This window comes from Cryobacterium sp. TMT2-14 (assembly GCF_004402465.1).
Classification (GTDB): Bacteria; Actinomycetota; Actinomycetes; order Actinomycetales; family Microbacteriaceae; genus Cryobacterium; species Cryobacterium sandaracinum.
This window is the reverse complement of the sequence record NZ_SOFV01000031.1, coordinates 19,227-31,539: the sequence shown is the minus strand read 5'-3', so window position 1 is coordinate 31,539 and position 12,313 is coordinate 19,227. Positions and strand designations below refer to the sequence as shown.

The 12,313-nt window shown below is 62.5% G+C and carries 10 protein-coding genes; 2 read left to right on the top strand and 8 right to left on the bottom strand.

Annotation, left to right across the window (positions count from 1 at the left end; translation table 11 throughout):
* Positions 1–269: 269 nt before the first annotated feature.
* From E3O28_RS11815 to E3O28_RS11790, 6 genes are all read right to left on the bottom strand, one after another.
* Positions 270–569: a hypothetical protein gene (locus E3O28_RS11815; RefSeq protein ID WP_134416136.1), complete on the bottom strand. Its 300-nt coding sequence runs from the start codon at positions 567–569 to the stop codon at positions 270–272.
* Between the two features lie 681 nt (positions 570–1,250).
* The gene (locus tag E3O28_RS16375) at positions 1,251–1,394 is read right to left on the bottom strand and encodes a hypothetical protein (protein ID WP_166784809.1); all 144 of its coding nucleotides are present in this window, start codon (positions 1,392–1,394) and stop codon (positions 1,251–1,253) included.
* Complete coding sequence (locus E3O28_RS11810; protein WP_134416134.1) at positions 1,387–2,124, bottom strand: phenylalanine--tRNA ligase beta subunit-related protein; 738 nt, start codon at positions 2,122–2,124, stop codon at positions 1,387–1,389. The genes E3O28_RS16375 and E3O28_RS11810 overlap by 8 nt, the downstream gene beginning before the upstream one ends.
* Positions 2,117–2,722, bottom strand: coding sequence for an XRE family transcriptional regulator (locus E3O28_RS11805; RefSeq protein ID WP_174721901.1), 606 nt, complete (start codon positions 2,720–2,722; stop codon positions 2,117–2,119). Before E3O28_RS11805 ends, E3O28_RS11810 begins: the two co-directional genes overlap by 8 nt.
* A gap of 65 nt (positions 2,723–2,787) precedes the next feature.
* Entirely contained in the window at positions 2,788–3,114 is a 327-nt protein-coding gene (locus E3O28_RS16710) for a zinc-binding dehydrogenase (protein ID WP_277874718.1), read from the bottom strand.
* A 723-nt stretch (positions 3,115–3,837) separates the two neighbouring features.
* On the bottom strand, positions 3,838–5,190 hold the full coding sequence (locus E3O28_RS11790) for an MFS transporter (protein WP_104099590.1): 1,353 nt from the start codon (positions 5,188–5,190) through the stop codon (positions 3,838–3,840).
* A gap of 188 nt (positions 5,191–5,378) precedes the next feature.
* On the opposite strand from E3O28_RS11790, the gene E3O28_RS11785 reads away from it, so the two are divergent.
* Together E3O28_RS11785 and E3O28_RS11780 are read left to right on the top strand one after the other, a co-directional pair.
* Positions 5,379–7,607, top strand: coding sequence for a malate synthase G (locus E3O28_RS11785; RefSeq protein WP_134416128.1), 2,229 nt, complete (start codon positions 5,379–5,381; stop codon positions 7,605–7,607).
* 567 nt (positions 7,608–8,174) lie between these two features.
* A complete protein-coding gene (locus E3O28_RS11780; protein WP_134416126.1) occupies positions 8,175–9,371 on the top strand; it encodes a Fic family protein in 1,197 nt (398 codons plus the stop codon).
* Here the strand turns inward: E3O28_RS11780 and E3O28_RS11775 are convergent.
* Together E3O28_RS11775 and E3O28_RS11770 are read right to left on the bottom strand one after the other, a co-directional pair.
* Entirely contained in the window at positions 9,326–9,838 is a 513-nt protein-coding gene (locus E3O28_RS11775) for a GNAT family N-acetyltransferase (RefSeq protein ID WP_134416124.1), read from the bottom strand. The genes E3O28_RS11780 and E3O28_RS11775 overlap by 46 nt on opposite strands.
* A 1,272-nt stretch (positions 9,839–11,110) precedes the next feature.
* A complete protein-coding gene (locus E3O28_RS11770; protein WP_104099596.1) occupies positions 11,111–11,953 on the bottom strand; it encodes a phosphatidylinositol-specific phospholipase C/glycerophosphodiester phosphodiesterase family protein in 843 nt (280 codons plus the stop codon).
* Positions 11,954–12,313 lie beyond the last annotated feature (360 nt).

Sequence of the window (12,313 nt, the reverse complement as noted above, 5' to 3'; positions counted from 1 at the left end):
TGGCGGGTGTTGCACCTCGGTGACGGCACGCTTGAGTGGACGTCGCCGACCGGGCGCACGTTCGTGAGTGAGCCGGCCACGGTCATCCGCTCGGCGTCGACCACACCGTCGCCCGCCGCACCCGGTCGGGATGCCCAGTCAGGGGAGCCCACGCCGTTCTGAGGACGCGCGCGGCAGATACGCGAAACCGACCAGGAGTGCACCCGCGAACCATCCGCCGAGCGGAGCGCCGACCGGTAGTTACAGGAGAAGCACTGTTCCGACCAGGATCAGTATCCGGCGAGCACGGCGAAGAGACGCATCCCGTAAAGGAAAACGAACGGCAGATAATGCGCACCGACGATGATCATGCTTGCCGGGAAGAACAGGTTCGGTTCGGTCAGTCCCAGGGCAACGGCCACGAGCATGCCCAAAGGGACGGTGAATGCGATCTGCGTCGCGAGCGCCGCCATCGGATGGCCCTTGGGCAATGCCGCTGGCCCGCCGGCGGTTCGAAGCGTGAGCGTCGTCAGGGGAAAAATCAGCATCCCACCCAGGAACAGCGTTGCGATCGATGCGCCTGGCGACAATCAAGTCGCCACGGCCGCCGCGATCAGCCACAGTGTGCCTGAAACCAAATGACCGACGAAGCCGCCGCGGTAGACACGTCGAACGTCCGCCTGAGCCTCATCAATCCGCACAACGGCATCGTCCCACGAGTCGGCCGCTGGCCTGTCCACACGCTTGCTGGTCGGGCGTGACAGACCGGGTCATCCCGTCGTCTTGTCAGGTCCGAACGACGAGCAGAGCACGTCGCGCCCCAGCTGTGCAGTGGAGATATCTCTCGTTTCGTGATGCCGGACTCGCGGGCGGACTCGGTGCGAACGACGGCGGCCTCACGGTGAGCGGCAGGCACTATGAGCACGGTGTAGACGACGCCGACGAGTAGCAGGATTCCACCGTCGAGCCGCGTGAGTAGCCCATCCCCGGCGAAGATCAACATCAGAGCGGATGCGCCGACGATCGTCGGCAGAAATGGTGCCGACCGCGACCACCGTGACGCTGATCAGGGCGAGCAAGCCGATGACGAACTCACCCAGCACAATCATGCGTTGAGACTACTCACGGACTTGCCCGGGCACCCAAAAACCGGTGAGGTTGACGCGTGGTCCGCATTAAACCTCATGATGAGAAAATCGCTCACCCGGACCCATCCCTCCGGTGCCTGATCGCCGAACCCTTACGCGTCAGGGTTGGGTGAGGCCAGTACCTCAGAGCAAGTCCGCCGTTCCGGCAGCACCGACTGTCGTGATCAGGTCGACGGAGAGTGCCGAGCCGAGCCGAACAGACAGCATGGCCGTGACACCAAGCGCCGAGGCGGGAATCGGGATGCTGCGTTGGCTCATGTCAGGCATTTCCGGACAGTGCGTTTGTTCCGAGCCGGCGCTGCGCGACCTGAACGTTCGAGCCGAGACGAGTGAGCTCCCGCTCGAGCTCCCGAGCTGCTGCCAATAGTGCGTCGTCGTCGAGCGGTTCGAGTGCGTCGAGGATGAACAGGGCGCTGGTGGTGGTGTCGGTGAGCTGGGTGCGACGTGCTTGACGCCAGTTCCAGCGTCGACACGTCACACCGCCCGCGTCGGTCCACACGACCTCCCCGGCGTCGGGATGCTCGGTCACGGATGCGCCCTCGGACATGATCTCGAAAGGTTCCGATCCGGTTGCGCGGATCAGGCGTGGTGCTCCGACGTAGTGCGCCAGGTCCTCCCCGCCGAGCGGTACCACGTGCAGAATCGAGATTGCGTTGTACAGGTCCGTGAGTCGATTCACGCGGGGCAGCCCGGATGCCGCGCGGCGCATAAGCGCCTCCAGACTGTTGCGGGTGCGCTGCGGCTTCGCACCGAACGCCCGGTACGCCTGGCGCCACGCGGCAATGTGCGGAACCTCCTCGACAGCCTGTTGCTGGAGAGTGGAGCGGGCTGCCTCTTCCGCCGCGAGGAGCAGCGCCGCGCTTGCCTCATCACTCGGGCCGGGCTCGAGTCCATCGACAGCGACCAACACCGCCCGGTAATCGGGCCGTAACGCAAAGACGTCATCGTCGACTCGGGCGGCGTCGAGGAACGTGTTCAAGGCCGTCTGCTCAGGCATCAACGCGTTCCGTTCGGGTAGCCGAGCCGACGCCCGGGTCAAACACTGTCAGTGAGAATCGTGCTGCGTGCGGGCCGGCGTTGACGTAGGAATGGGCTACGTCGCCGGGGAAGGAGAGCGCGTCGCGATCGTTGAGCGTGATCGTCTCTTCTCCCGACGAAATCGAGATCGTTCCCAGGTGTACCTGCACGAGTTTTCTCGTACCGGCCGTATGCGGTTCACTCACTTGTCGATCGCCTGCTTCGAGGGTCCAGTCCCACAGTTCGACGACGTTCGGCGGTATAGTCCCCGCGACGAGCACTCCGCGCCCGCCGTGCGCGCCGGTCCACAGCACCGTGCCCTCGCCCCTTCGGGTAACTTTCATCCGCTTCGATCGGGGCGGTTCGACCAGATCGGGGAGGCCCACGCCGAGGGCGCCACTGATCCGGAGCAGTGTCCCTACGCTCGGGTTCGCGGCACCCTGCTCGATGTTGACCAGCATTCGGCGACTCACCCCGGTGCCTTCCGCCAGCTGGTCAAGAGTCCACCGACGTTGTTGGCGTTCGTGTTTGACGCGTACACCGATGGCGGTCGCAAGTTCCGCAGCACTTTTCTCCATAAGTGCACGATAGTGCACTATTGGTACATCAATCAGAGTTTTCCCTCGGGTACCAACAGTTGGTCTCAGTGGGGGAGGATGACGATCTTGCCGATGTGTCGTCGCTCGGAGAACTCCGTTTGAGCTTTGGCGATCTCGGTCAGGGCAAACGTGCTGCTGACCTGAGGACTGACCTGCCCGCCGCGTGCAAGCTCGACGAGCCGACGAAAATGAACCCGGGTGTGCATCGAGGATCCGATCAGCTGCGCATTGTGAAGATAGAGGCGGCGGAGGTCGAAGTCGATCACCGGCCCCGCCACAGCACCCGCGATCACCCAGCGCCCGTTGTCCCGAAGCATCGGCATCATGGTGGAGACCCCCGGTCCACCGGCGATGTCAGCAACCACGTCCAACCCCGCCGGATGCTCCCGTCACGAGCACGGTTTCGCCGCCTCGCACGTTGGCACGTTCGAGAATTCCGATTGCGGTGCCGAATGCCCACAGGCAGGCACGCCAGCTGCTCATCCGATAGCGGGGAATCCTGTACGTCATGAGCATGGATGGCATCGACGGAGACGTACTGCGCGAACCCGCCATCGGCCTCGCTACCCAGGTACCCCACCGGAGACGCATTTTCGCTTTCGCATCCGTAGATAGCCGGGTCCACGAGCACCCGGCGACTCAACAGTTCTTCGGTCACACCATGACCCACCTCGACGATAATGCCGGTGATATCCCCACCCTGAATGCGCGGAAAATCAAACGAACCCAGTCAGCCGGTCTGCGCCGTGGGATTTTCCGGCAACCCATATGCTCCCTGGCGCGTCCAAATGTCTGTGTTGTTGACGGCAGCCGCTGTTACTTTCACCAGCACCTGGTGGTCCTGCGGCCGCGGCCGGAGCCAATCGTGGTGCAATTCCAATGCTTCGGGGCCACCGAATCTCATCCATATTTCGGGTTGCCAACGAGGGCATCGCCTTCACCGAACGAGTTCCTGCCCACCGTGCACGGGTTCGACGCGTTCTTCGGCAACCTCTACCACTTTAATACCGAGGAGGAGACGGAAACCGACCGCCGCCGTCGTGCAAAGTCAGATCGGACATACCCCAGTGTCTCGCGCAACCGTTCCTGCCGTTTCAGTCCTCCAGAGCCTCGCCCCGTTTCTCGGGGAGTCCAAGAGCGCCGAGTGCAGCGACCACGAAGAACATTGCGAAGACCGTGAAAAGAATTGCGGTCCCGCCCATCTCGCGCAGCATCGGCACGGCCAGCGGAGCCAGGATCGCGGCGATCCGTCCAACGCCGGCTGCCCAGCCGGCCCCGGTGGCACGGATGCGGGTCGGGTACAGCTCCGGGGTCACTGCGTAGAGCGCTCCCCACGCACCCAGGTTAAAAAAGGAAAGCAGCATGCCGGCACCGATCACCTGGGTGGCATCGCCGGCTACCGCGAATAACGCCGCCGCAAGTGCCGAGCCGGCAAGGAATACGGCCAGTGTCCTGCGCCGTCCCCAACGCTCGATGAGGTACGCCGAAGCGGCATAACCCGGCAGTTGGGCCACGGTGATGATCAGCGTGTACGCGAAGGAGCGAACGAGCGAGTATCCCGACGCGACCAGGATGGTCGGAAGCCAGATGAAGGCGCCATAGTAGGAGAAGTTCACGCAGAACCAGACCAGCCACAGCGCACCGGTTCGGCGACGCAGGCCGCGCGACCACAGCGCGGTGACGCGTGTCCGGGAACCGGTTTTGTTCGGCCCCTCACCTGTCTTTGCGGGGCGCGCAGAATCATAGGGTCCGGCGGTGATTCCGGCGGACTTTTCGAAACGTCGGACGGTCGACTCCGCCTCAGAGAGGCGGCCACGCGACTCGAGGAAGCGAACCGATTCCGGCAGCCGAAGGCGCACGACCACCGCGTACACGGCCGGAACCGCTCCGACAGCCAGTGCCCAGCGCCAGCCGTCGGCCGATGACGGTACGACCAGGTACCCGATGACCGCGGAAACGGTCCAGCCAATGGCCCAGAAGGATTCGAGGATGACGATGATGCGGCCGCGAATTCGTGGAGGCGCGAACTCGCTCACGAGCGTCGAAGCGACCGGGAGCTCACCGCCAAGACCGAGCCCCACGATAAATCGCCATGCAATGAGTACGGCCACAGTCTCGGACAGTGCCGACGCTCCCGTCGCGAGACCGTAAACGAGAAGGGTGAGAGCGAAAACCTGGCGTCGGCCGATACGGTCGGCCAGCAAACCACCGAGAACTGCACCAATGGCCATACCGACGAACCCGGCGGATGCGATCCAGGACAGCTCCACGTCGGAGACTTGCCATTGCACCGCCAATTGTGCCAGAACGAAAGAAATGAGTCCAACGTCCATCGCATCAAGAGCCCAGCCCAGGCCGGAACCCACAAGCACACGGCGGTGCTCCCGGGTGAACGGCAGCGCATCCAATCGCTCGGATCGACTGGGGCGTGCGCGAACTTCAGGCATCAGGTTCCCAATTCAGCGTTTGTGACCAGGCGGCGAACTGAGGGTGAAGCGTCTGCCGGATAATTGAACCCTATTGCACGAGACCTGCCCGACGTGAGTGTGTCAAGGAGCGGCGGCGCCGGGGTGCGAGACTGGCCAGACACAGTCGGCCGAGCGGGCGTACCCGCACTAGCCCAAGGAGTTCAACGATGAACACACCCACCACAGCATCCGTCCCAGCGCCTACTGCTGGCCTCTCCGCCCGCGTCGAACGAGCAGATCTCGATGTCGCCTCCTCATTCGCCGCGTTCGTCGAGAACGAGGCGCTGCAGGGAACCGGCATCACCGCTGACGCCTTTTGGCTTGGGCTGAGCACGCTGATCAGCGACCTCACTCCCCGGAACACTGAGTTGCTCGGCATCAGGGATGACCTGCAGGCCCAGATCGATGCCTTCCACCGGGCTAACCCCGGCCAGCCTGACCCCGGTGAGTACCGTGCTTTCCTCACCAGGATCGGGTACCTCGCGCCCGAACCCGGGGACTTCACCATCACCACCTCGAACGTCGATGTGGAGATCGCGTCGCAGGCGGGACCCCAGCTTGTCGTTCCGCTGCTCAACGCGCGGTTCGCTGTCAACGCGGCGAACGCCCGCTGGGGTTCGCTTTACGACGCGCTGTACGGCACTGACGCGATATCCGATGACGGCGGTGCGTCCCGGGCGGATTCCTACAACGCCGTCCGCGGCGGACGGGTGATCGCGCGCGGACGGGCTCTGCTTGACCAGGCCATCCCACTCGAACGGGGCTCGCACGCTGATGCCGTCGCTTACCGAGTCGAGAACGGTGCGCTGATCGTGGCTTTGAAAGACGGATCATCCGCTGTCCTGGCGTCGCCCTCGGCGCTGGTCGGCTACAGGGGAGAGGCTTTGGAACCGTCGTCCGTGCTCTTCCGACATCACGGACTGCACCTCGACGTGACCATTGATCGCAGCGCACCTATCGGGGCCACGGACAGCGCGGGCATCCAGGACATCGTGCTCGAGTCCGCTGTCACCACGATCATGGACCTCGAAGACTCGGTTGCCGCAGTCGACGCCGACGACAAGGTACTCGGCTACCGCAACTGGCGCGAACTCATGCGCGGCAGACTGAATGAGACCGTCAGGAAGGGCGCCGGCGTCTTCACGCGCACCATGAACGGCGACCGCGTCTACACCGTTCCTACCGGCGGCGAGTTGACGCTGCACGGCCGAAGCCTGCTGCTGGTGCGCAACGTCGGGCACCTGATGCAGACCGACACCGTGCGGGATGCGTCCGGCGCCGAGGTGTTCGAAGGAATCCTCGACGCGGTGCTGACCGTTCTCGGTTCGTTCCCCGACCTCGTCGGCGAGGCCCGCGGCGGCAACTCACGCACCGGCTCGGTGTACATCGTCAAGCCGAAAATGCACGGCCCCCACGAGGTCGCGTTCACCGTCGACCTGTTCGCCCGGGTGGAGCAGCTCCTCGGCCTGCCCCCACTCACCGTGAAGATCGGGATCATGGACGAAGAACGGCGAACGACGCTCAACTTGCGGGCCTGTATCGCCGTTGCCGCCGAGCGAATCGTCTTCATCAACACGGGATTCCTCGATCGCACGGGCGACGAGATCCACACCTCCATGCACGCCGGGCCAGTGGCCACCAAGGGCTTGATACGTTCCATGCCCTTCATGGCTGCCTACGAGAACGCGAATGTCGACGCCGGTCTCGCGGCGGGCTTTCCCGGCCGTGCCCAGATCGGCAAGGGCATGTGGGCCATGCCCGATCTCATGCACGACATGCTCGAGCAGAAGATTGCGCACCCCCGTTCCGGTGCAACCACAGCCTGGGTCCCGTCTCCCACAGCGGCGACGCTGCATGCGATCCACTATCACGAGGTCGACGTGGCCGCCCGTCAACACGAACTGGCCGGGCGGACACGCCAGGCCCTGGACCCGATTCTCGTCCTCCCTCTCTCCGAGCGAGACCTCAGCGATGAGGAGCGCCTGACCGAGCTGAACAACAACGTTCAGTCGATCCTCGGCTACGTCGTTCGATGGGTCGATCAAGGGGTCGGGTGTTCCAAGGTTCCGGACATTCACGGCGTGGGGCTCATGGAGGACCGTGCGACGCTGCGCATTTCTAGTCAACTCCTCGCGAACTGGCTCACCCACGGCGTCATCAGCAAGACGGATGTCGACGCCAGCCTCGGGCGACTGGCGGCGGTCGTCGATGCACAGAATTCCGATGACCCGACCTATGAAGCGCTGATCGGCAGAACCGGGCCTGGGCTCGCGTTTCTGGCCGCCCGCCAACTCATCATCGACGGTGCATCCTCACCTAACGGATACACCGAGCCGATCCTCCACCAGGTCCGGAGGGCAAAGAAGCGTCAGGCTCCCGCGCGTCATTTGCTCTAACGGAACCTCATGCGGGCGGGTTGCAGTGCGGCAGCCGCCGGTGGCATACCTTCCCGGCGGGACCTACTTGATGCCGCCGGTTGGGCGTCCATCGAGCAGGTTGCTGATGAACCTCGCGACGTCGTCCCGAAATTCGGCATAGGCGCTTGGGGCGGGCCCCTCCGAACGGACGAACACGTCCACTGCCTCGAGCGCTGAGGTGACGATGGAACGAGGTGAGCGCACTTCCCCTGATGAGTTTTCAGTTCGCCCGTCGCGCGCGCGCGCCCTCGTGCACAGGGAGAATCAACCGGTCGGCGTCTCGCGAATCATCTCCGAGCGCAGGTCACGAATTACACGCCAGTCAGAATGATCTGTTGATCGGATCGAGAACCCCTATGTGCTCACCCGTTCATTCACGCCATTGAGCGATGCGAATTCACCGCCAGCTAGCGCTGCACTTCACTGACTTTTCTTTGGCTTTGGAAAGTGCGTTTCGCAGGGTTTCGGAGCAGTCGAGTGGAATCAGTCAGGATAGAGTGAATCCGTAACTATGGATATGCTAATAAGCATTGGTATACTCAACACATGTCCATGTTTGAGAAGGAGTCGGTCTGGCCGTTGATCGGCTGTGAAGAACGGCCGTGGCGAAGCGTCCAGGATGAGTATGGCTCACGAGCCCAGAAGCGTCTGGCGTCAGGTCCATACTTGGCGTCGGTGCCCGCGTTGATCTCTGATCTCGACATACCGTTCGACAGCGAGTTGCATGCGCTGACTGAAGAGGCCGCCAGCGAGCTTGCCCGCTTCGATGCAGAAGTGGGGCAAATCGCTGCACCATTTGCGTCCATTCTCCTTCGAGCCGAGAGTGCCTCCAGCTCCGAAATTGAGAACCTCACGAGCGGCGCTCGGCAGATCGCCTTGGCGGAGCTCGGTGAGCACGCCTCGAAGAATGCGCAGCTCATCGTCGGCAACGTCCGAGCGATGCAAGCGGCACTTGCCCTGTCTGAGTCGATCGACGGCAACGCCATCCTGGAGATGCATCGCGCCCTCCTAGAGCAAAGCAATCCTGACATCGTCGGTCACTGGCGTGACCAGCAGGTCTGGATCGGTGGCGGGAGTTTTGGGCCGCACACCGCACAGCTTGTCCCGCCCCATCAGGACCGCGTCCCCGCGCTCATGGAGGACCTTGTTGCCTTCGCCAATCGAGCTGATCTTCCCGTGCTTGCCCAGACCGCGATCGCTCATGCGCAATTTGAAACAATCCACCCGTTCCCCGACGGAAATGGAAGGGTCGGTCGCGCACTCATCCAAGCGATGCTGCGTTCTGGAGGGCTCACTCGAAACGTTACTGTTCCGGTCTCCGCGGGGCTGCTTCACGACACCGGTCGATATTTCGATGCCCTGAGCGCATACCGGTCCGGGGATGTCGCCCCGATCATCCGTTCCATCGCGGAGGCGTCGTTCGCGGCGGTGCACAATGGTCGAATCCTCGTGGCTGACCTGGAAAGCGTGCAGGTGGAGTGGCGCGGGCGCATCAGCGCGAGACGAGATTCAGCGGTACACCGGCTCGTGGGTATTCTGCTTCGGCAACCCGTGATCGGCGCAGCCGCAGCCGCAGCTCAGCTCGGTATTTCGAGCGTCAATGCCCAGGTCGCTATCGACCGCCTTGTTGACGCCAACATTTTGACCCAAATCACAGACGGACGACGAAATCGAATTTGGCTAGCCAAGGACGTCGTTCAGGTCCTTGACGAGTTCGCCGCCCGAGCAAAGAGACACCGATAGCAGAACGGTCTCCGCATCAACCTGCCAGCAGCCCGCTGGGAGATTGCGATATTGAATCCCACTTTCAGTGCGACGATGCAGGACGCCGGGTTGTTGACCCTGTGGCCGAGCTCGAGCCGGAGCAAGTCGCGCCTTTCAAATGCCCAGCGGGTAGCCGAGGCGAGAGAGCATGAGGCAGGGCCTTGGCCTTGGGCCTCGGCGGACACCCAGTAGTAGACCCTACCGGTGGCGTGTCGATGCTCCATGTTTTCGATGCCCACATTGCCGACAGCCTTGCCGTCGACGCTGATTGCGAAGTTGCGCACGGACGGGCTGGACGGGGCGAGCTGAAGTGCGATGAATTCCTGGCAGCGCTCGAGCGTTGACAGGTCGGTGTCGCCGACCTGGGTTGCGAGGTCATCGTTGGCACCGAAGGCGCGAAGCAGGTGCCCGGTGTCAGATTCGTCCCATGGGCGAAACTTCTGCACGGGATCGTCAGATCAAAGCGTCGGGCAACGCCGAGGCTTCTTCCCCGAATTGGGCGGTGCGGATAGCGATTCTGAACAGTAGGGTCGGGCCTTGGGGCCGCGGTTGACGCGTCCAGTTGGGCGGGAACCTAACGAGGTGACACTCGACGACCGGCGGCTTTCGAAAAGGCGGATTTCAGGTTCCGCACATGACTGCAATAGAGATGAGTGCAGCGATGACAGCCAGCTGGGTCCGCCTCTCACTCTGGGTTGCCGCCCTGGTCGCATGGTCCGCGCTCATCCTCGTCGGGCTGGTCCTGTTGGGGACAGGTCTCGATAGAACGTTCTTTTTAGAGCCAACCGGTGGGGCTCTCGAACGCGATCGTGTGGGGAAGAATCTCATTCTTGTTGGTTCGGTCGCCCTCTTCGCTGCCGCGGTCTGGGCTCGGTCGATGCACGCTCCCATCTGGTCCTGCGCCCTCGTCGCAGCCCCGGCTGTCCTTGTCGGCGGCCTCACCTTGTTTTTCGGAGGTTCTCTGTTCCCACACCTCAGCGCTTTGGTGGCTTTCCCTGTTGCCCTCGCTGGCCTGGTTTGCGGGCTTGTCCTCGCCAGGCCACTGCTTCGCGCTGGCTCCGCGGGCCCTATCGCGTCGGTTGACCGTTAGGGATCAGACTGAGCTTTCGCCCGCCGTCGTCGAGTGCTAAAAACTATCCATCTGAAGACGGCAGCGTTAATGGCAGCCAAGAGAAAGAATCCCAAGTAGTACAACGCCGCGCTCATGGTCAATGCTCCGACGGCGAAATCTTCTGGCCCTGACACTTGCGATGAACCCAGTGAACCGACGACATAGTACGCAGTAGATAACGGCAACGTCAGTACCACGATGAGCAGAACCATCGCTTCGGGTGCGGCCGTCCCGCCGCCCAGTTCGAAGGCGCGCATCACGGACACTGCCGCAATGAGCCCGGCGACTGACACTAGGTAGGCGCCCATCGACCCCGCGGCCCAGGAGGGTAGGCGGTGGTTCCCTGTCGGCCTTACACGGTCGGTCGTCATTTCCGAAAGCTACAGGCCTTGCCCAACTTCGGGCAACAAGGACCGTTTCGACGTCTCGGGGAAAGGGCCTTTGGAAACGGTCTCCGCATGAATCTCCCAGCAGCCCGTTGAGAGATTTTGCCGTGGAGGCCAGTGCCGTTAACCGCGGAATTCGTTCGCGAACTGGGGACACCGATCGATTTCTACTGTGTTCACAGTACTTCTTTCAGGTCCAGGCGAGTGGATGGCGATTTCCGCTAGCTCCGGCTCCCCAGGAACTTCTCCAGCGCGGCGAGGTCATCGGTATTTATGTGGTCAACGCCGGCCTCGTGCAGCTCAGTCCAGATCGCTTCGCGGGCTTCGCTCGGAACATCGAGGGTCCCCCAGAAACGGACGCGGTAGCCCTGAGAGTGCGCCGACTGCACGTATTCGCGCAGCTTGACCTTTTCGCTTTCCGGCATCGGACCGACGCCCTGCCACACGAATAGCTTGTTCCAATTCTCACTGACCAGCGGCATGAGATCGGCTGGTATTCCAGATGTCAAGTCGCCGGAGCGGCCGTCATAGAAAGCCAATCGTGAGTCAAGATTTTGCATGGATTTTAGAGGGCGGTTGCCGCTGACCACGGCGACAACCGGTCCGGATTTGATTTTGCCGTTCGTGTACTTGGTCATGATCGAGCGATGCTCAGCCAGGTCTTCCTCGATCGCAGCGTAGGTACTCTCGCCGTCACTCTTTATGTCGATCAGAAGTTGGAAGCTGCCATCCCAGCCAGAGTAGACACTGCCAGCACGGCCGTCCACGAGGCGGTCGAGCGGATCCAGGTAGAGGCTTTCGAGAGTAACCCCCGCCTGGACATCCTCGAGATCGTGAGCGACGAGAAGCTCGCCATCTACGAGCCAAACATCGGCTTCCACACTGGTGAATCCGTGCTCGAGGGCATCAAATAACGGACGCTCATGCTCATAGTCATTGTGCGCGTGGGCGGCATCCTGCGGTTCGCCGGGCACGATGTCGGCCTGTGATGGTGCGGCCGCGCCGGTGACGGTAGCGAGGCCGACGAGGGTAACGAGAACCAAAGCGGAATTTTTGACGATCATGGAAGTCCATTTCTACGAAGTGTGTTCCGCCGAGAAAGTCCCGTCGAAATGAGATTGACCGCGTTTTCGGCTCCACGCGTGTTCCAGTGCACAAGCTGGTTCGGTTTCGAATGCGCAACGGCTACAGTTCTATCGCCGTCGGGTTAAGTGCTGGCGCCGGTCGAACCAACGCACCATGAACGGTCTGGGCCTGCGTGACCTTCTGCTCGCGTAAGAATCACGCTCCTAGCTCCACCAGTCCGTCCTCGCGTCGCGCCGGCAGATTCGGTATTCACTGGAGGGCCACCGGGTTGGTTCTAACAGTCGAATAGTCGCAGCGCTGGCATACCTTGTCATGCTTGCCGCGCTGACTTCAGGTGT

What these genes read in the sequence shown, in the direction of transcription:
- E3O28_RS16375 (WP_166784809.1), bottom strand. Translation starts at nt 1,394, where the DNA reads ATGCCTGACATGAGCCAACGCAGCATCCCGATTCCCGCCTCGGCGCTT.
- E3O28_RS11810 (WP_134416134.1), bottom strand. Translation starts at nt 2,124, where the DNA reads ATGCCTGAGCAGACGGCCTTGAACACGTTCCTCGACGCCGCCCGAGTC.
- E3O28_RS11805 (WP_174721901.1), bottom strand. Translation starts at nt 2,722, where the DNA reads ATGGAGAAAAGTGCTGCGGAACTTGCGACCGCCATCGGTGTACGCGTC.
- E3O28_RS11790 (WP_104099590.1), bottom strand. Translation starts at nt 5,190, where the DNA reads ATGCCTGAAGTTCGCGCACGCCCCAGTCGATCCGAGCGATTGGATGCG.
- E3O28_RS11785 (WP_134416128.1), top strand. Translation starts at nt 5,379, where the DNA reads ATGAACACACCCACCACAGCATCCGTCCCAGCGCCTACTGCTGGCCTC.
- E3O28_RS11780 (WP_134416126.1), top strand. Translation starts at nt 8,175, where the DNA reads ATGTCCATGTTTGAGAAGGAGTCGGTCTGGCCGTTGATCGGCTGTGAA.
- E3O28_RS11770 (WP_104099596.1), bottom strand. Translation starts at nt 11,953, where the DNA reads ATGATCGTCAAAAATTCCGCTTTGGTTCTCGTTACCCTCGTCGGCCTC.